Raw genomic sequence first — 19,936 nt, forward strand, 5'->3', positions numbered from 1 at the left:
CGCCCACTACGCCCTATTCTCGTTTTGTTCGCAATGCCGGGGTGACCCGCGCCGGGCCAGGCGCGTCGCTGGCCCTGAATAAGCGATGAACGGATGCGCATGATTCCAAGTCGTCGGTCAGTTTTGTTGTCTTTACCGGGACGTGCCGCAAATCTACGATCGCCGCGCTTTAAGCTTTCGAAGGGTTGAGAGATGCGTCCGTTGCTTGGTGCCGCACGGCGGCTTGGACTGGTCCTGATGCTCGGCCTCGGCCTGGCATCGCCCCTCGCTGCTGCGGACCGTGTGGCCGACCGCCTGCCGGCGACCGATCTGCCCGGCGGCGACTACCAAATCCTCCGCAACCAGTCGCTCGATGCCTGCGAGGCCAGTTGCGTCGATGATCGCGTCTGTCGCGCCTATACGTTCAACGAACAGGCCGGCTGGTGCTTCCTCAAGGGCGAAGCCGGCGAACCGGTGCCCTTCGCCGGCGCCACCTCCGGCCGCATCAAGCTCACACCGACGGCGGATGCGCTCGCCGCGACCCGGCAGTCGGAACTGCCGTTTCCAGCCGACTGGATTGTCTCGGGCGCGCGCGAACTCGCCGACCAGATGCCGGCCACCGATCCGGCGCCGCCCGAAGTGACCTATGCCGATCTCGTTGCCGCGGGCGATGAGGCTGCCGCGGCCGACAATCCCGCCGCAGCCACAGTGTCCTACCGGCAGGCCCTCGGCATTGTCGGCAATGATCCGGCGCTATGGCAGAAGCTGGCCGAGCAGTCGATCCAGCTGAGTGCGGTCGAAACCGAGCGCGGCGGTTCGACCTATGCGCTGGGTTCGCTCACGACCTCTGCCGCCATCAATGCATTTCTGCGCGCCGAGTCCCGGTCCGAGCAGGCCGCTGCGCTCGGCGCCTTGGGGCAGGGGCTGGGGCTGCGCGACATGTGGCGCGAGGCCATTGCCACCTACCGGGCCAGTCTGGCTCTGGTCGATGATGCGCAGCTTCAGGCGCAACTCGACGCGGCCGTCGCCGAGCACGGGTTCCGCGTCACCTCGCATGAGGTCGAATCCGAAACGGCCACGCCGCGGATCTGTGCGGTGTTCTCCGAAACCCTGCCGGGCGGCGAAACCGATCTCAGCGCTTATGTGTCGGTCGCCGATGCGCCGCGTGTCGCCGTGGAGGCGGAGCAGAGCCAGCTTTGCGTGAGCGGCGTCGAATTCGGCAAGCGCTACGAGATCCGGTTGCGCGCCGGTCTTCCTGCGGCCAGCGGCGAAGAGCTGCGCGATGACGTGCAGCTCAGCGTGTTTGTCCCCGATCGTTCGCCCTTCGTGGGCTTTGCCAACGCGGCCTATGTCATGCCGGCTGGCCTCGGCGGCGGGTTGCCGATCACCTCGATCAATGCCGACCTGGCCGATGTCGTCATCTACCGCATCGGCGACCGCTCGGTGGCTGCCGCGGTGCGCGACGGAATATTCCAGGGCGATCTCACTGGCAGTTCCGCCGAGGACGTGGCCGACCGCTATGGTGAAAAGACCTGGGAGGGCGAGGTCGAACTGGCGCGCGCCGAGCGCAATGCCATGCAGACGACCGCCATTCCGGTCAACGAGATCCTGACGGCGCTCGAACCGGGCGCCTATGTGGTCACGGCCCGGGTTTCCGGGGCGCAGGAGAACTATTGGGCCGAGATGGCCACGCAGTGGTTCATCGTTACCGATCTGGGGCTGACGGCGATTTCCGGCACTGACGGCGTCCACACCTTCGTCCGCTCGCTGACCAGCGCCGAGCCTGTCGCCGGCGCCACGGTACGGCTGATTGCGGTCAACAATGAAGTCCTCGGCGAGACCGTCACCGATGTTAAGGGCCAGGCGGTCTTCGCGCCGGGCCTGGCGCGCGGCGAAGGCGGCCGTGCCCCGCAGCTCGTCGTCGCCGAAACCGAGGCGGGCGACTATGCCTTCCTCGACGCCACCCGTCCGGCCTTCGATCTAACCGATCGCGGCGTGGACGGCCGGCCGTCGCCGGGGCCGCTCGATCTGTTCGCGACGACCGAGCGCGGTGTCTACCGGCCCGGCGAGACCGTGTTCGTCACCGCGCTGATGCGTGATGCGCAGGCCAACGCCGTCACGGACCTGCCGCTGACCGTCGAGTTCCAGCGGCCCGATGGCGTCGTTTCCGGCAAGGAGCTGCTGCAAAGTGAAGGCGCCGGTGGCTATTTCACCGGCTTCGAACTCCCCGAAGAGGCGATGCGCGGCTCGTGGCAGGGCCGGTTCTATGCCGACCCCGAAGCGCCGCCGCTTAACACCGTTACCTTCCTCGTCGAGGATTTCGAGCCCGAACGGCTGGCTTTCGAAGTCACCGCCGATCCCGGCGCGATTGCCGCCGACACCCCGGCCAGCGTCGATGTGAGCGCCAAGTATCTCTATGGCGCGGTGGCGCCGGGCCTCGATATCGAGGCCGATTTCATCGCCCGTCCGGTGACCTCGCTCGCGCAATGGCCGGGCTATGTCTTCGGCCGTACCGATGACACGGTCGAAACCTATCGCGAGCCGCTCGGTATCATCGGCACGACGGACGATGCCGGCGACGCCGTGCTCGACGTCACCGTCCCCGAACTGACACCGACGACCCGGCTCTATCAGGCGCAATTGCTGGTTCGCCTGATCGACAGCAATGGCCGTACGGTCGAGCGGTCGCTAAGCCGGCCGATCCTCGCCGACGGCACGCGGCTCGGCATCAAGCCGCAGTTCGACAGCGATGGCGATCTCGCCAAGGGCGATACGGCCAGTTTCGATATCGTCGCGGTCGCGCCGGATGGCGATGCCGTGGCCGCTGACGGTCTCGCCTGGACGCTGTCGCGCATCGAGACCAACTATCAGTGGTACCGCGATGGCGGCGCGTGGAAATGGGAGGCCGTCACCACCAATCGCGTCGTTGCGGATGGCGAGATCGATGTTATGGCCGATGCGCCGGCCAGCGTTTCGGCGCCGATCAGCTGGGGCCGCTATCTTTTCGAGGTCGAAGGCGCCGGCACCTCGTCGAGTTACGAGTTCTACGGCGGCTATTATTATGCCGATGCCGGGTCGGACACGCCCGACACGCTGCAGGTGGCGCTCGACAAGCCGGCCTATCGCGCCGGCGAAACGGCGCAGCTCAAGCTCGAGCCGCAATTTGCCGGCCAGGCGCTGGTCATGGTGCTCGACGATCGGATCATCGACATGGTTGCCGTCGATGTGCCCGAAGAAGGGACCACGGTTTCGCTGCCGGTCACCGAGGCCTGGGGCCCGGGTGCCTATGTCACTGCCGTGCTCTATCGGCCGGCCGATGCTGCGCAAAAGCGCATGCCGGCGCGGGCGCTGGGACTCGATTTCGCCAATGTCGAGCCGGGTGACCGTCTGCTCGCGACCACGCTGGACGTCGCCAGCGAGGCCAAGCCGCGCACGCCCCTCGAAGTCACGGTCGAACTGGGCAATGTCGCCGCCGGCGAAACTGCCTATGTCGCCGTCGCGGCGGTCGATCTGGGCATTCTCAATCTCACCAATTTCAAGACACCCGACCCCGACGGCTGGTACTTCGGCCAGCGCCAGCTCGGCATGGAAATCCGCGATCTCTATGGCCAACTGATCGATCCCATGCAGGGCCTGCCCGGTGCGGTGCGCTCGGGCGGCGACGGCGAGTTCGCCCGCACCGGCACGCCGCCGGCGGTCTCGGTGCTGGTCGCCATGCACTCGGGCATCGTCGAGGTCGATGCCGACGGCAAGGCGACGGTCCGCTTCGACATTCCCGATTTCAACGGCACGGTGCGGATCATGGCCATGGCCTGGACCGCCAGCGCTCTCGGTCATGCCGAGGCCGACGTCGTCATCCATGACGACGTGGTGGTCAATCTCAGCCCGCCGCGCTTCCTGAGGACCGATGATACGTCGCGCCTCCTGGTCGAGATCGACAATCTGGCGGGGCCCGCCGGCACCTACGACGTCGAGCTGCTCACCGGCGAAGGCATCGACAGCGCCGCCGGGCGGCAGTCGGTGACGCTGGAGGCCGAGGCCCGCACCACGCTCAGCCTCGATCTCACCGGCACGCGCATCGGCGATCATGAACTCCGGCTTCTCGTCACCGATCCCAGTGGGGATGCGCTGGTGAAGGATCTGACGCTCGGCGTCCGGCCGGTCAGCAGCGAAACCTCCCGCACGCGGTCGACGGTGCTCGAGCCGGGCGAAACGCTCGATCTCAAGTCCGAGCTTTTTGCGGGCATCGTGCCGCAGACAGGCGCACTGCGCATCGCAGTGGGTCCGATATCGCGGCTCAACGTCCCCGAACTGCTCTTCGACCTCGATCGCTACCCCTATGGATGCGCAGAGCAGGTTTCGAGCCGAGCGCTGCCGCTGATCTACCTCAACGAGGTCGCCGCCATGCTGGGCATGGGCAGCGACACCGCCCTCAAGCAGCGTGTCGTCGACGCCATCGCCGATATCCGCTCGAAGCAGAATTCGTCGGGCAGCTTCGGCGTCTGGGGGCCGTTCAGCTACACCAATCCCTGGCTCGATGCCTATGTCACCGAGTTCCTGCTCAGGGCGCGTGATGCAGGCTATGACGTGCCGGATCTGGTGCTGAGCCAGGCGCTCGACAATCTCGCGAACCGGGTCGCCTACGCTTCCGATTTCGAGCAGGGCGGCGAAGAGATCGCCTATGCGCTCTATGTGCTCGCCCGTGCCGGACGCGCCGCCATCGGCGATCTGCGCTACTATTTCGAAGCCCGGCTCGATGCCTTCGGGTCGCCGCTCGCCAAGGCGCAACTGGGTGCCGCATTGGCGCTTTACGGCGACCGGGCGCGGGCTGCGACGGCTTTTGCCGCCGCTGTCGCCGATCTCGATCAGCCCGAACCGAGCAAATGGGTCTATCGCGCCGACTATGGCAGCCGGCTGCGCGATACGGCTGGCGTTTTGGCACTGGCGGCGGAAGCCGATCCGGGTGGCATCGACCTCGCGGCGTTGACGGCTGATCTCGCCGAACGGCGTAACGCGGCCCGCTACACCTCGACCCAGGAAGATGCCTGGACGCTGGTGGCGGCGGCAGCGCTCACGCGGAACAGCGCCGATGGCAGTCTCAGCATCGATGGCGAGGCGCTCACCGGCTCTGCCTATCGCTACTATGACGAGGCGCAGGTCGCGGCCGGGCCGATCACTCTCGCCAATGATGGCACGCAGCCGATCGAGATCGGGGTCACCATCACCGGCTATCCGGCCAAGTCCCCGCCAGCCAGCGAGTCCGGGTTCACCATCTCGCGGTCCTACTTCAATCTCGATGGCACCGAGGCCGATCTCGACAGCATCGCCCAGAACGACCGTTTCGTCGCGGTGATCGATGTCACCTCGGACGAACTGGGGTCGGGCAGTTATCTGGTCGCCGATCCGCTGCCGGCCGGCTTCGAGATCGAAAATCCCGACCTGTCGGCGGGCAATGGTGCGGCCGATTTCTCGTGGCTCAAGCTGACGAACCCGGCCCACACCGAAGCGCGGACGGACCGCTATGTCGCGGCCTTCCGCTTCTGGTCGGAAACCGACAGCTTCACGATCGCCTATATCGTGCGGGCCGTCAGTCCGGGCACGTTCACGCTGCCCGGCGCGCTGGTTGAGGACATGTACCGGCCCGAACGTCGCGCCAACACGGCCGCCGGCGCCATAGAGATCACGCCGACAGGTCCGTGAGCATGGCGTCTCGACACGATCTCAGGGGGCGGCTCATCGCAGCTGCCCTTTTGGCCCTGATCACGGCGGGGATCGGGGGGCTCAACTGGGGTCGCTCGGTCTATGCCGGTATCGCCGCGGACCTGCCGCCCGTCCCCGATCCGCAGCATCTCGCCGTCTCGACCGTGGTGCTCGATCGCGATGGCCAGTTGCTGCGGCCTTTCACGACGTCGGACGGGCGCTGGCGCCTGCCGGTGACGCCCGGCGATGTCGACCGGCGCTTTCTCGACATGCTGGTCGCCTATGAGGACCAGAATTTCGCCACCCACCACGGCGTCGACTGGAGCGGGATGGCGCGCGCTGCACTGCAGTTTGCCGGTGCAGGCGGGCATGTCGTATCCGGCGGTTCGACGCTCACCATGCAGGTGGCGCGGCTCATCGCGCAGCAGCCGACGCGCAATGTGTGGGACAAGCTGACCCAGATGGTCCACGCGCAGCAGCTTGAACGTAGCCTCAGCAAGTCCGAGATCCTCACGCTCTATCTCACCTACGCGCCCTATGGCGGCAATATCGAGGGCATTCGCGCTGCCAGCCTTGCCTGGTTCGGCAAGGGGCCGAAGCGTCTCACCGTCGCCGAGGCGGCGCTGCTCGTCGCCCTGCCGCAATCGCCCGAAGCGCGCCGGCCAGATCGCGATCCTTTTGCGGCGCGTGCCGCCCGCAGCATGGTGCTCGAGCGCATGGTGGTGCGGGGCGTCATCAGCGCCGAGGCTGCCGCTGCCGCCGAGCGCGAACCGATCCCGACCCGGCGCAAACCCTTTCCGCTGCACGCGCCGCACCTGGCGCAGCAGGCCGTCGCGGCGCGGCCCGAGGCGTCGCGCATCGATCTGACCGTCGATGGCCGTCTGCAGGCGGCGTTCGAACAGCTCGGCGCAACGCGCGCACCGCAGCTCGGCCCAAAGGCGTCCGTCGCCATCGTCGCGGTCGATGTGACGAGTGGCAGCGTCCTGGCCTCGGTCGGCTCGGCTGGCCTCTTCGCCACCGAGCGTGACGGCTATGTCGACATGACGCGCGCCGTGCGCTCGCCGGGTTCGACGCTCAAACCGCTGATCTACGGTCTGGCCTTTGAGTATGGCCTGGCGCATCCAGAAAGCCTGATCGAGGACCGCCCGACCGCCTTCGACGGCTATGTGCCGGTCAATTTCGACGGGCTCAGCCGTGGCACCGTCTCCATCCGCCAGGCGCTGACGCAGTCGCTCAACATTCCTGCGGTGATCGTACTCGATGCGGTGGGGGTGCCGCGCTTCGTCTCGCGGCTGCATCGCGCCGGGCTGGCGGTGCGGCTCCCGAATGACAGTGCGCCGACCCTCGCCGTGGGGCTCGGCGGGGTCGGTGTCACGCTGCGCGAACTCGTCGGGCTCTACGCCGCCATTGCGCGCGGCGGCACGCCGGTGACGCTCACCGACGGCATCACCCCCACGGCTGCGCCGACCGGCCTTGCGGCCCCGGTGCTCGATCCGGTCGCGGCCTGGTATGTCGCCGATATCCTTGCCGACGTGCCGCCGCCGCTCAACGGCTCAGCCGGCCGCATCGCCTACAAGACCGGCACATCCTATGGCTATCGCGACGCCTGGGCGATCGGCTTCGATGGCGAGACGGTGATCGGAGTCTGGGTCGGCCGGCCCGATGGTACGCCGATCTCGGGTCTGTCGGGCATCGCCACCGCCGCCCCGATCCTGTTCGAGAGTTTCGATCGTCTGGGCACCGGCACCGTGCCGCTGGCGCCCGCGCTGCCCAGCGTGCTGGTCGCGACGAATACCGACCTGCCGCTGCCGCTGCGCCGCTTCCGGCACTTCGATACCGATGTCGTCGCGCGCGATGCGGCGCCGCAGATCGCCTTTCCGGGCAATGGTGTGGACCTAGATCTCGGCATGGCCAGCGGCGCCGAGCGGGCGCTGGTGGTCAAGGTGCGCAACGGCGTTCCGCCCTTCAGCTATTTTGCCAATGGCGCGCCGATCGGCCGGACGGGCTTTGCGCGGCAGAACAGCTGGCAACCCGACGGCCCGGGCTACGTCACGCTGTCTGTCGTCGATTCCCTCGGCAAATCGGATTCGGTGAAAGTCTTCATCGAATAGGCCGAACTGGCCCTCGCAAGGCTGCCTCCCGGCGGCTGCCCTTGCCTCAAGCATGCAAATCGCCGAAGTTCCGGCTCCGATGCCGGTTGAGGGGCTGGCATCGACCGTCTGGTTCGCCGGGACGGGAGGAGGGCGGACCGGTTTCGAGCATGGAGCGCGAACCTTGAACGACCTCGAAGCGGCCATCACCCAGGCCATCCGTGTGCTGGATTTTCTGCCGGACTGGCTGATCTCGCTCATCATCGTTGGCGCCAGCATCGTCGTCGCGATCATTGTGCATCGCCTGGTGTTCTCGGTGATGACCCGCATGGTTGCGAACCGCGACATGTTCTGGCGCTCGCTGGTCAAGCGCACGCGATTGTCGACGCGGCTGGCGGTAATCGTCATCTTCGTCTCGGGCGCATCGCTCGTCGCGCCGCTCACCGAGATGCAGGCGGGCTTTATCCGCCATGCCGTGGTCATCAGCCTGATCGCGCTGGCAGTGCTCGCCGCCCGCACCGTGCTGCACATCTGGATGACGCTCTATCTGCGCCAGTTCAGCCTCGATTCCGAAGACAATCTGCTGGCGCGCAAGCATCTCACCCAGTCGCGCATCCTCGAGCGCATCGCGGTGACGCTGTTCGTCGTCGTCGGCATTGCCGCGGCGCTGATGACCTTTGATGGCGTGGCGCAATGGGGCGTCAGCCTGCTGGCGTCGGCCGGCGCCGCCGGCCTCGTGGTCGGTCTGGCGCTGCAGCCATTGCTCAAGAACATCTTTGCCGGGTTACAGCTCGCCATTACCCAGCCGATCCGCATCGACGATGCGCTGCTGGTCGAGGGCGAGTGGGGCAATGTCGAAGAGATCACCTCCACCTATGTCGTGGTGAAGATCTGGGACTGGCGGCGGCTGATCCTGCCGCTGAGCTACTTCATCGAGCAGCCGTTCCAGAACTGGACGCGCGAGGGCGCGGCGCTGATCGGCGTCGTCACCATCTATCTCGACTACACGACGCCCGTCGAAGCGGTGCGCGCCAAGGTCAAGGAGATCGCCGAGGCTTCGCCGCTGTGGGAAGGCGGCGTCGTCGCCGTTCAGGTCACCGACTTCAAGGAGTTCACCATGGAGGTGCGCATCCTGATCTCGGCCCGCAACGCCGGGCGCGCCTTCGATCTGCGCTGCGAGATGCGTGAAAAGCTGGTCGCCTTCCTGCAGGCCGAATATCCCGCTTCGCTGCCGCGGCTGCGTTCGCTCAACGAGGATGGTGGCGGACCGCCGGGGGAGGGTGCCCACCCCCGGCCGGACATGGTGTCAGGCTGACGCCTCTTTCGAGGCCGCAGGCGCCCGGTTGTCGGCCTTGTTCATGCGCGCCAGGTTCAGCGCGGTATGCACCATCGCCACGTGTGAAAAGGCCTGCGGAAAATTGCCGAGCTGGCGCTGTTCTGCCGGATCGTATTCCTCGGCCATCAGCCCCAGGTCATTGCGGATGGCCAATAGCCGCGCGAACTGCGCGCGCGCGTCGTCTTCGCGGCCCATGAGCGCATAGGCATCCGCCAGCCAGAAGCTGCAGGCCAGGAAAGTGCCCTCGTGCCCCTTGAGCCCATCGGCCTCCTTGCTGGTCTGGTAACGATGGACGAAACCATCGACGATCAGCCCCTTCTCAATCGCCGCCACCGTACCGACAAAGCGAGGATCATCGGCCGGCAGGAAGCCGAGCGAGGGGATGAGCAACAGGCTCGCGTCCAGCGCCGGGTCGCCGTAGGACTGGGTGAAGCTGTTCTGGTCCTTGTCGAAGGCCTTGTCGCACACATCGGCGTGGATCTCGTCGCGGAGCTTTCGCCACTCGTCCACCGGGCCCTCCAGGCCGAACTCCTCGACGCTGCGAATGCACCGGTCGACCGCGACCCAGCACATGATCTTGGAATAGGTGAAGTGGCGGCGCTCGTTGCGCACTTCCCAGATGCCCTCGTCCTTCTGCTGCCAGTCGGCCTCCAGCTGCCTGATCAGCTCGCGCTGCAGGGCCCAGGCCGCGTCGTTCTCGGGCAAGCCACCGCGGCGGGCCTGATAGAGCGCATCCATCACCTCGCCATAGACGTCGAGCTGCAACTGCCCATGCGCTGCGTTGCCGACACGGACAGGCTTGGAGTCCTCATAGCCGCTGAGCCAGTCGACTTCCCATTCCGTCAATCGACGCTCGCCGCCAATGCCATACATGATCTGGATCTGCTCGGGGCTGCCTGCAACGGCGCGTAGCAGCCAGTCGCGCCAGGCGCGCGCTTCGTCGTAATGGCCACTGCTCATCAGCGCGACGAGCGTAATGGTCGCGTCGCGCAGCCAGCAGAAGCGATAGTCCCAGTTGCGGGCACCACCGATCTGCTCGGGCAGCGAGGTGGTCGCTGCCGCAACCACGCCGCCGGTCGGGGCATGGGTCAGCGCCTTCAGGGTGATCAGCGAGCGGATCACGGCCTCCGCCGCGTCCTTGCCAAGTTCGGCGCCGCAGGCCTTGGCGAGGTCGGCGCCGTCGGTCCAGTCGACCCAGTAGCTGCGAGTTTCCTCCAGCGCCGCCGCCACGTCGATCGCCTCGGGGGTGTCTTCGTAGGAGGCGCCGTAGGTGAGAACGAACGGCACCTCGTCGCCCTCCGAAACCTCGAATTCGGCGACCGTGCGCGAGTCGACGCCATGGGTCTTCACCGGCGTGTGCAGCACCACCATGTCGGGCCCGCCGACCGCGAGCAGTGCTTCGCCGCTCTCGTCGTCGAGGCGGCGCACCCATGGCACGACCGTGCCGTAGCCAAAGCGGATGACCAGCTCCATGCGCATCTTCACCTTGCCGCGCAACCCGTGAACGATCCGCACGACGTCCGAGTTCTTGCCACGCAGCGGCATGAAATCACGGATGCGCACGGCGCCATCGGCGGTCTCGAAGTCCGTTTCGAGGATCAGCGTGTTCTCCTCGTAGCGGCGCGCGCTCGCGCTGCTGCCATCGGCCGGGGCGATCTGCCATCGGCCATTGTCGGCATCGCCAAGAATGGCGGCAAACGTGCTTTCGGAATCGAAGCGCGGCCAGCACAGCCAATCGATCGAGCCATCCTTGGCGACCAGGGCGGCAGTCTCACAATCGCCAATGACGGCGTAGCTTTCGATCGGTTGGTGCATGGGTGGTATCCAATTGGGAGGGATCGGAACAATGCCATGTGCGTCAACAGCTTGTCGAGCCGACGCCGGTCACGGCTTGTCGGCATAGCCGTGATCGGGCTAGCTGCGCACACGCCTGAGGAGGAGGCCTAATATGAAAATCACATCCGTCGAGACGGTCATCGTCAATGCGGTCGCGCGCAACTGGATCTTCGTCAAAGTGGTGACGGATCAGCCTGGGCTATGGGGCTGGGGTGAAGCCACGCTGGAATGGAAGACGCGCGCCGTCACCGGCACGATCGACGATCTGAAGCCCTTCGTCGTCGGCGAAGACCCGATGCGCATCGAGCATCTGGTCAATCGCATGACCCGGTTCAGCTTCTGGCCCCTCGGAATCATCGGTCTCACCGCCGTCTCCGGCATCGAGCAGGCACTGTGGGACATCAAGGGCAAGGCGCTCGGGGTGCCGGTCTGGCAGCTGCTCGGTGGCAAGGTGCGCGACAGCGTGCGCGTCTATACCCACATGCTGCGCGGCCGGTCCGGCGCCGGCATCGGCACCGCCGACATCTCTCGCTTCTGCGACGGTGTGCAGGAAACCGTCGAGATGGGTTACAATGCCGTCAAGCTCGGCTTCGTGCCCTATACCGGCTATGACGCGCCGTTGCCCTCGGTGAAGCATGTCGAAAAGCTCGCCGCCGCGGTGCGCGAGCGGGTCGGTGACGAGGTCGACATCATGACCGATTTCCACGGCCGGCCGGACTCGCTGGAAGCGGCCAAGGCCTATATCGACGCCATCGCGCCGATCAAGCCGCTGTTCGTCGAAGAGCCGATCCAGCCCGGCGACACGCCGGCGATGGCCGATCTGGCGCGGCGCGTCGATTGCCCGCTGGCGACCGGCGAACGGCTGCTGACCCCGCGCGAATTCGCCGAAGTCGCCGAGCACCGCGCCGTTGCCTATATCCAGCCTGACCTCGCGCATTGCGTGGGCTTCAGCGGCGGCCGCAAGATCGCCGCCATCGCCGAAGCGGCACATCAGGGCGTTTGTCCGCACAACCCGATGGGGCCGGTCGCCGGCGCTGTGGCGCTGCAGTTCGATGTCGCGACGACCAATTTCGTCATCCAGGAAGAGGCCGTGGGCATCGTGCCCTGGTTCGAGGAGATCTGCTCGGTCTATCCGCTCGATCTCGTCAACGGCTCCTGGGCGGTGCCCGAGGCGCCCGGCCTCGGCATCGAGATCGACGAAGAAGCCGCGAAGAAGCACCCCTTCGCGCAGGAACAGATCCTCGCCCTCGACTCGATCCTTCCCGACGGCCGCATCGCCAACTGGTAGGCGTAATGGGCTCCGGTCCACTGGTCCGGAGCCCTGTTCTCAGGCCCTGAAGGCGCCCGTCACAAACTGCTCAGCGAAGCGTTCGCCCATCAGCCGGTGCGCAGCGGCATCGGGGTGCAGGGCGTCGGGCAGGGGCAGAGCCTCGGCATCCGCTTCGCCATAGAGCGTGCAGCCGTCGAGATAGTAGAGGTTCGGGTCGGTCGCCGCCCGTTGAGCGACGATGCGCGCGAGCTCGGAGCGGATCACCTCCAGCGTCAGCTTGCCCGCCGCCACTTCCTCGGCATTGCCTCCGGCAACGAAACTGATCCGTCCGTCCATCATTGCCGTCATGTCGGGCGCGGTCGGGCCCGGCACCGCCTCATGCATGGGGCAGAGGATCGGCGAGACGACCAGCAACGGCGTCGTCGGGTGCCCCTCGCGGATGGTGTCGAGAAAGCCGTGTACCGCCGGCCCAAAGACGCGGCGGCGCATGACGTCGCCGTTGACGAGGTTGATGCCGAGCTTGAGGCTGATCAGGTCCGCCGCGGTGTCGCGGATGGTGCGGGCGGTGAAGGGGTCGAGCATCGCCGCGCCGCCGAAGCCGAGGCTCTGCAGTTCGACGCCGCCGTGGCGCGCCGCGACCGCCGGCCAGGTGCCGGTCGGGTGTGTGGCGTTCGAGCCGTGGCTGATCGAACTGCCATGGTGAAGCCAGCGGCGTCGTCCCGATGGCTCCGCCGGCCCAACGGGCGCATCGGCGCGCAGGGCCCGCAGCACCGTCTGCTCGTCATGCGGCAGCCACAGCGCCACCATCTTGTTTCCCGGCGGCAGGTCGAAGCGCAGCGTCACGGGCGCGCCGGGTGTCGTCGTCATCGTGCCGGCGGCGCCGTCGATCAGCAGCAGGTTGCCGCCTTCGGTGCGGCGTTCGGCGTGGGGCGCGCCGTTGACCCAGCATTCGTGGATGCCGCTCGGGCGGGCCGGCAGGCCGACATAGGCGCGCTTGGTCGGGAGTACCTCGAGTTCGACGAAGGTCGCCTCGGTTGCGAACTCCAGCCGCACGCCGGAGGCTTGCGCTTCGACCATCAGCGTCTGCGCGTCGCCAGCCTGGGCTCGCGCCCAGGCGGGTAGCCGGTGCGGCAGTAATCCTTCTTCGGTGCGTTCGAGTTCGACGGCGCCACGGATCAGCGCTTCGGTCAGCGGAATATCGATGAGATCAGTCATTGCTCTTTTCCAGGCTCGGGTCGGGTCCAGCCGCGCAGCGTCGCGTCGAGCGCGTCCAGCATACGGGTCCAGGAGGCGTCGGGTGGCGGCTCGGAATGGGCGAAGCTGCCGGCGGTTTCGAGAGTGATGAAGCCGAGCAGCGCGCTGCCGATCAGCCGGATGGCATGCACCGCCTCGTCCTCGGCGAGCCCATAGCCCCCCAGCATGGCCCGCATGCTGCGCGCGAGGCGGGCGCCGCCGCTGTCGGCCGCTTCGCCCGGCCCCAGCGGATGGCGCGTGGCCATGAAGAGACCTGGATGGGCTGCGGCGAACTCGCGATGCGCATCAGCGATCGCCACCAGGGCGTCCTTGCCGGCGCGGCCCGCCACCGCCTCGGTCGCGCGCTCCGCCAGCCGGTCCAGCGCCGCCAGCGCGACGCGCGTCTTGAGGTCTTCGGCGCTGGCGATATGGGCATAAAGGCTCGCCACCCTGACGTCGACCTGCCGGGCCAGCGCCGAAAGCGTCAACTCGGCAAAGCCGATCTCGTCGGCCATCGCCATGGCGGCCTCGACCAGCCGCGCCGTGGTCAATCCCTGTCTGGGCATCGCAACCCTCAAAACCTAAAGACAAAAGGCAATTACCTAATGCCATTAGTTTTGTCAAAGGCGACTAGTTGGCAGCAATCTCGGCGGCGTAGGCGGCGATGTCTGCCGGTTGCCGTTCGGCGCGCGGCTGCGGCAGGGCGACCTGTCGGACGATCCGCGCAGGACGGCCGTCGAGGATCACCGCCCGATCGGCGAGCGTGGCGGCGTCTTCGGCCATGTGGGTGACGAGCAGCACGGTGGGCCGGCGCGCGGCGAGGACCGTGCCGAGCAGCGCCTGCATCTCGCCGGCCAGCTCCCGGTCGAGCGACACGAAGGGTTCGTCGAGGAGCAGCAGCCGGGCGTTGGTTGCCAGCGCCCGGGCCAGCGCCACGCGGCGCTGCATGCCGCCCGACAGTTCGCGCGGCCAGGCGGTCGCGCGGTCGGCGAGACCGACGGCGGCGAGGTGCCTGTCCGCCGTCGCATCGTCCATCTGCGGCTGGGCGAGGCGGACATTGTCGCGCGCGCTCAGCCAGGGCAGAAGCCGCGCATCCTGGAAGACGAAGCCGGGCGGCGGTGCATCACTGGCCGCCTCGTCATCGATGGTGATCGTACCACCAAAGGCATGGTCGACGCCCGCCACGAGCCGCAGAAGCGTCGACTTGCCGACGCCCGATGGCCCGATCAGCGCCACCACTTCGCCCGACGCCACCGAGAGCTCGAAACTCTCGAAGACCGGGGCCGCAGCGCCGAAGCGCTTTTCGGCAATGGCGATCTCGAGGCTCACCGCCATTTCAGCACCCGGTGCTCCAGCGGCCGCATGACGCCATATTCGAAGCCCAGCACGACGAGGATGAAGGCGGTCGTGTAGGCAAGGATGCCGGTGATGTCGAAGGACTGGAACAGCACCGCCACCCGGTAGCCGACGCCGCCGTCCGAGCCCAGCACCTCGAAGACCAAAACGATCTTCCAGATCAGCGACAGCCCGGTGCGCGCCGCCGCCAGCAGAAACGGCATGAGTTGCGGCAGGGCGATCCTCCGCAGCCGCCGCAGCGAGGAAAGCCGCAGCACGGCGGCGAGTTCGTCATGGGCAGGCTCGAAGCTGCGTACCCCTTCGCGCACCGTCGCCGCAACCAGCGGCAGCTTGTTGATCACCACGGCGGCGATCAGCGCGAATTCGGTGAGCCCGAGCCAGATGTAAAAGACGATGGCGACGACGATCGCCGGCAGGTTGAGCCCCACCACCAGCCAGGCGCCGAACAGCCGGTCGAGCAGGCGCCGGCGCCCGAGCAGGATGCCGAGCGCGGTGCCGAGGATCATGGCGGTGACAAAGGCGATGCTGGCGCGCAGCAGCGTCTTGCCGAGGTCGATGAGCAGCGGACCATTTGCTGCGAGCTCGGCCAGTTCGGCCGCAACAGCGATCGGCGACGGGAACAGCCGATGGCCGACCGCCATGGCAGCAAGCTGCCAGATCACCAGCAGCAGGGGCAGCGACAGGACTTCGAGCAGGCGGCCCCGCCCATCGGGGCGTCCGCCGCCATCGGGCGGCGCAGCTATTTGGTGTACCCGGCCCAGAAGGTGCCGGGCGCCAGCGTTTCCGCATCGCCAACGAGGTCGCTACCACCATATTCGGCGAGCAGCGCAAAGGTCTGTTCGGCAGCGGTCACGTCGTTGGGATTGTAGTGGGTGACGATCCCGGCGCGATAGTCGTCGCGCAGGGCGCTGAACAGCGTCGCGTCACTCTCGGCCCGCATCAGATCGACCAGTCCGGCCCAGATGCCGTCTTCTTCCAGCAGGGCCTGCTTGGTGGCAAAGGACGCATCGAGAAAGCGGGTCAGCGCCTCGGTCTTTTCCGCAGCGGTTTCGTCCGAAAAACTCCAACCGAGCAGTGGCGGAGTTTCCGCCACGCCAAGCCCCTGAAGCATCCTGCTGACCGGCAGCACTTCTTTCATGCCCATCGCCTTGGCGCGGGCGTTCCAGTGCCAGAAGTTCAAGCCGGAATCGATGCCGCCCGAGGCCAGAAGCTCGTTGATCAGCGGCGGCGCGCCGAAGCGGGCGCTCACCTTGTCCTCGAGCGCATCGCCGGTCTCGAAATTGTAATAGGCCTTGAGGATGACCCAGCTCTTGTCGACCGGTCCGCCGGCAACGCCGATCGTTTTTCCGGCGAGCCCGGGCAGTCCGGTCATCGCGCTGCCTTCTGGAACCATCAGCCCGCCTACGGCCAGCGAATGCGGCACCATGGTCACCATGTTGCCGGTGTCGCGCTGGGTGGAGACCCAGACGAAATCCGAAAGGATCACATCCACGGTGCCCGTCAGCAGCGCTATCTGGCCGGCGCGGCTGTCGGCCAGCGGGCGCACGTCGAGTTCAATGCCATGCGCCGCATCGAGCCCCAACGACTGCATGGCGGCAATTTCCCACTGCACGGTGCCCGATTCCTGCAGGCCCAGCGTCAGGTGCAGCGGTTCCTCGGCCCGGGCAGGCGCCATCAGGCTCGCCAGGGTCAGCCCGGCGAGCAGCACCAGTTTCGGCGTCATCATGCCGTTTCGCCTCAGGCGCCAGTCACGCGCCAGATGACGTCGCCGACGTCGTCGGCCATCAGCACGGCGCCATCCTTGGCGATCGTGACGCCGACCGGGCGGCCATAAGAATATTCCTCGTCCGGCGACAGGAAATCGCTGAGGATGTCGCGGGGCATGCCGACCGGCTTGCCATTTTCGAAGGCGACGAAGGTCAGCTTGTAGCCGCTCAGCTTGGAGCGGTTCCACGAGCCGTGCTGGCCGATCGCCATACCGGCGGGGAAGCCGGGCAGGGTGCCCTCGGGCAACCAGCAGAGACCGAGCGAAGCCGTATGGCCGCCCAGCGCATAGTCGGGCTGCAGCGCCGACGCGACCATTGCGGGGTCCTGCGGCACGCGATCGTCGACGATCCGGTCCCAGTAGCAATAGGGCCAGCCATAAAACGCCCCGTCGCGCACCGACGTGAGGTAATCGGGCGGGGTCTCATCGCCGAGGCCATCGCGCTCGTTGACAACGGTCCACAGCAGTCCGCCTTCGGGCTCCCAGGCCATGCCGACCGGGTTGCGCAAGCCGCTGGCATAGACCCGCGACTGGCCGGTCGCGAGATCGAGCTCGTGGATGCAGGCGCGGTCGATCTCGGCGTCCATCCCCTGATCGGCGATATTGGTCAGCGAGCCGACGGCGACATAGAGCTTGGTGCCGTCCTCGGACGCGATCAAATTGCGGGTCCAGTGGCCGCCGGCCTTCATGCTCATCAGCTTCTTGCCGGGGGTGGTGATCTTCGTCGTCCCAGGGGCGAAGGGGTAGGCATAGACCGCGTCGCTGGCGCCGACATAAAGCGTGTCGCCCAGGTTCACGATGCCGAAGGGCTGGCGCACGTTCTCGATCAGCGTGTGGCGCTCCTCGGCCACCCCATCGCCATCGGCATCGCGCAACAGCGAGACGCGGTTGGCGCTCTCCCCCGAGGCGTGGGCGCGTTCGAGTGTCGCGCGCATCGCATGGTCGAAAATGGTCTTCGGCGCGCCGCCGCTTTCACCCATCGATTCGGCGACAAGCACGTCGCCATTCGAGAGCACGTGCATGTTGCGCGGGTGAAGCAGGCCCTTCGCAAAGGCATTGACCTTCAGACCGGCGGCGGCGGTCGGCTTGTGATTGCCTTCCCAGCCCTTGGCGGTCGGCATCTTCAGCGTCGGGATCTTGCCCTGCGGCTTGGGGGCGGGGATAGACGGCTTGGTACCGAACACGGGCGGCCGCGGGCCATCACCCGAATGCCGGACGGCGACGGCGACGCCACCCACGAGTGCGACGAAGCGGGCGAATAGCGGATTGGACGGCATGAATATCTCGGCTCGGCTGGGGAATTTGCGCCAACCTAATGGCATTGGACGATGACGGCCAGTGGGTGGCTACCACAATTGCGCATGATGGAACGGGCTTACAGAAGGTTTTAACTACCACCTCATACTTAAGTTTAGGAAATTTCTGGCAAACGCGGGTCATGACGCAGAATCACGCACACAATGTCCGTCTCGCCGAAGTCGTTGGGGCGCTCAGCTACGCCCTTGATTTGACCGAAGGCCAGCCCGACGGCCATGCGCTGCGCTGCTGCTGGATCGGCATGCATATCGGGCGCGTACTCGGTCTCGATGACGCTGCGCTGTCCGATCTGCACTACACGCTGCTGCTCAAGGATGTCGGCTGCTCCAGCAACGCGGCGCGGCTGTGCCAGCTCTACCTGGCAGATGACCTGTGTATGAAGCGCGACTACAAGTTCGTCGACAACACACTGCCCCAGTTGCTGGGGTTCATCCTCTCCCACACTGGGGTCAAGCAGACCCTGTCGGAGCGCTTCCGGGCGCTCATCGACGTGGTGCGCAATGGCGGAGAGTATAGTCGCGAGCTGATTGAAACGCGCTGTAATCGCGGGGCACAGATCGCGCGGCAGATGCGTTTTTCCGAAAGCGTCGCCAATGGCATTCTCGATCTCGACGAGCACTGGAATGGCAAGGGCCTGCCGCTGGGGCGGGCCGGCGGCGAGATCGCGCTGGCCGCGCGGATCGCTCTGCTCAGCCAGGTCGTCGACGTCTTCTTCATGGCCGACGGACCGAAGGGCGCCATGCGCGAGGTGCGCCAGCGCAGCGGCAGCTGGTTCGATCCGGCTCTGGTCGCCGTCTTCGAACAGGTCGCCGCCGATCCCTGGTTCTGGGAAGGGCTGGGCGCCGGCGATATCGAGGCGCGCGTGGTGGCGCTCGAACCGGTGCAGCATAGCGTGCTGGTCGATGAGGACTATCTCGACGATCTTGCGGCCGGGTTCGCGCAGGTGGTCGATTCCAAGTCCCCCTATACGGCCGGTCATTCTGATCGGGTGGGCATGTTTACAGACATGATCGCCGAGGAACTGTCCCTGGGAGACGACAAGCGCCGCTGGTTGCGGCGCGCAGCGCTGCTGCACGATATCGGCAAGCTCGGCATTTCCAACCAGGTGCTCGACAAGCCCGGCAAGCTCGACGACGACGAATGGGCCGATATCAAGCGTCATCCCATTCTCGGCGAAACCATCCTGATGCGGATCACGGCGTTCTCGGACATGGCGGTCATTGCCGCCACCCATCACGAAAAGCTCGATGGCACGGGATATCCGCGTGGTCTCGATGCAGCGGACTTGTCGCTGGATACCCGCATCATTGCTGTCGCCGACATTTTCGACGCGCTCACCGCGGAGCGGCCCTATCGGGCGGCGCTGCCGGTGGGTCATGCCTTGGAAGTGATGCGTGAGATGGCCGGGTCGGCCATCGACCCGGATTGTCTGGCGGCACTCGAGCGTGCGGTCGCGCGGCTCGACGCGCAGGCGGCGTAAGCGGCCTCAGCCCTTGAGCCCGGCGCCGGCCAGCCCCTGCACATAATAGCGCTGCAACGGCAGCAGCAGGGCAATGGGGATCAGCGCGGTCACCACCGACACGGCGAACAGTTGGTTCCAGATCGTCTGGTACTGCTGCTGGAAGGCGGCCATTCCCACCTGGATCACCTTGAACTGCTGGCTCGGCATGGCGAGCAGCGGCCACAGGAAGGATTCCCACTGGAAGATGAACAGCAGCAGCCCGGCGCTGATGCAGGTGGGAATGGAGAGCGGGATATAGACGTGAATGATCACGTCGAACCAGTTTGCCCCATCGAGCCGCGCCGCTTCGAGATAGTCCTTCGGCACCTGCTTGAAGAACTGGTAGAACAGGAACACCGCTAGCCCGTTGGCCACCGAGGGGACGATCAGCGCCGCGATATTATCGAGCCAGCCCAGTTGCCGGGTCACCGTATACAGCGGCAGGGCGATCGCCTCGAAGGGCAGCATGAAGCTGACGATCACAAGGGTGAGGATCAGGTTCTTGCCCTTGAAGTCGAAGACCGCGAAGGCGAAGCCTGCCGCGCCGTTGATC

Annotated in this window: 13 protein-coding genes; 5 read left to right on the plus strand and 8 right to left on the minus strand. The window is 66.5% G+C overall.

Translation table 11 applies throughout. The features are described from left to right. The first annotated feature begins 192 nt into the window (after window positions 1-192). From ACN0TK_RS16745 to ACN0TK_RS16755, 3 genes are all read left to right on the plus strand, one after another. Complete coding sequence (locus tag ACN0TK_RS16745; RefSeq protein WP_417310677.1) at window positions 193-5,679, plus strand: alpha-2-macroglobulin family protein; 5,487 nt, start codon at window positions 193-195, stop codon at window positions 5,677-5,679. A gap of 2 nt (window positions 5,680-5,681) precedes the next feature. Beyond that, complete coding sequence (gene pbpC / locus ACN0TK_RS16750; protein ID WP_417310678.1) at window positions 5,682-7,790, plus strand: penicillin-binding protein 1C; 2,109 nt, start codon at window positions 5,682-5,684, stop codon at window positions 7,788-7,790. A gap of 163 nt (window positions 7,791-7,953) precedes the next feature. Next, on the plus strand, window positions 7,954-9,084 hold the full coding sequence (locus tag ACN0TK_RS16755; protein ID WP_417310679.1) for a mechanosensitive ion channel family protein: 1,131 nt from the start codon (window positions 7,954-7,956) through the stop codon (window positions 9,082-9,084). Here ACN0TK_RS16755 and ACN0TK_RS16760 read toward each other — a convergent pair. Continuing rightward, entirely contained in the window at window positions 9,076-10,920 is a 1,845-nt protein-coding gene (locus ACN0TK_RS16760) for a glycoside hydrolase family 15 protein (protein WP_417310680.1), read from the minus strand. The genes ACN0TK_RS16755 and ACN0TK_RS16760 overlap by 9 nt on opposite strands. Before the next feature lie 133 nt (window positions 10,921-11,053). On the opposite strand from ACN0TK_RS16760, the gene ACN0TK_RS16765 reads away from it, so the two are divergent. Further along, entirely contained in the window at window positions 11,054-12,229 is a 1,176-nt protein-coding gene (locus ACN0TK_RS16765; RefSeq protein WP_417310681.1) for an enolase C-terminal domain-like protein, read from the plus strand. A gap of 39 nt (window positions 12,230-12,268) precedes the next feature. Here the strand turns inward: ACN0TK_RS16765 and ACN0TK_RS16770 are convergent, their stop codons facing one another. The 6 genes from ACN0TK_RS16770 to ACN0TK_RS16795 form a co-directional block, all read right to left on the minus strand. Beyond that, window positions 12,269-13,426 carry a GDSL-type esterase/lipase family protein gene (locus ACN0TK_RS16770; RefSeq protein WP_417310682.1) on the minus strand — a complete coding sequence of 386 codons (1,158 nt, stop codon included), beginning with the start codon at window positions 13,424-13,426 and terminating at the stop codon, window positions 12,269-12,271. After that, window positions 13,423-14,010: a TetR/AcrR family transcriptional regulator gene (locus ACN0TK_RS16775; protein WP_417310683.1), complete on the minus strand. Its 588-nt coding sequence runs from the start codon at window positions 14,008-14,010 to the stop codon at window positions 13,423-13,425. The genes ACN0TK_RS16770 and ACN0TK_RS16775 overlap by 4 nt, the downstream gene beginning before the upstream one ends. A gap of 64 nt (window positions 14,011-14,074) precedes the next feature. Continuing rightward, window positions 14,075-14,779 (minus strand): ABC transporter ATP-binding protein, encoded by a 705-nt coding sequence (locus tag ACN0TK_RS16780; protein ID WP_417310684.1) that lies wholly within the window; start codon window positions 14,777-14,779, stop codon window positions 14,075-14,077. Next, on the minus strand, window positions 14,770-15,441 hold the full coding sequence (locus ACN0TK_RS16785; RefSeq protein ID WP_417310685.1) for an ABC transporter permease: 672 nt from the start codon (window positions 15,439-15,441) through the stop codon (window positions 14,770-14,772). The genes ACN0TK_RS16780 and ACN0TK_RS16785 overlap by 10 nt, the downstream gene beginning before the upstream one ends. Before the next feature lie 98 nt (window positions 15,442-15,539). Next, window positions 15,540-16,526, minus strand: a complete 987-nt coding sequence (locus ACN0TK_RS16790) for an ABC transporter substrate-binding protein (RefSeq protein WP_417310686.1) — start codon at window positions 16,524-16,526, stop codon at window positions 15,540-15,542. A gap of 11 nt (window positions 16,527-16,537) precedes the next feature. After that, window positions 16,538-17,842 (minus strand): PQQ-dependent sugar dehydrogenase, encoded by a 1,305-nt coding sequence (locus ACN0TK_RS16795; RefSeq protein ID WP_417310687.1) that lies wholly within the window; start codon window positions 17,840-17,842, stop codon window positions 16,538-16,540. Window positions 17,843-18,003: 161 nt separating this feature from the next. On the opposite strand from ACN0TK_RS16795, the gene ACN0TK_RS16800 reads away from it, so the two are divergent. Next, a complete protein-coding gene (locus ACN0TK_RS16800) occupies window positions 18,004-19,362 on the plus strand; it encodes an HD-GYP domain-containing protein (protein WP_417310688.1) in 1,359 nt (452 codons plus the stop codon). Between the two features lie 6 nt (window positions 19,363-19,368). Here ACN0TK_RS16800 and ACN0TK_RS16805 read toward each other — a convergent pair. Beyond that, window positions 19,369-19,936, minus strand: a 568-nt coding sequence (locus ACN0TK_RS16805; RefSeq protein ID WP_417310689.1) for a carbohydrate ABC transporter permease, incomplete at its 5' end; no start/stop codon positions are given.

Source organism: Devosia sp., from assembly GCF_048261455.1.
GTDB lineage: Bacteria > Pseudomonadota > Alphaproteobacteria > Rhizobiales > Devosiaceae > Devosia_A.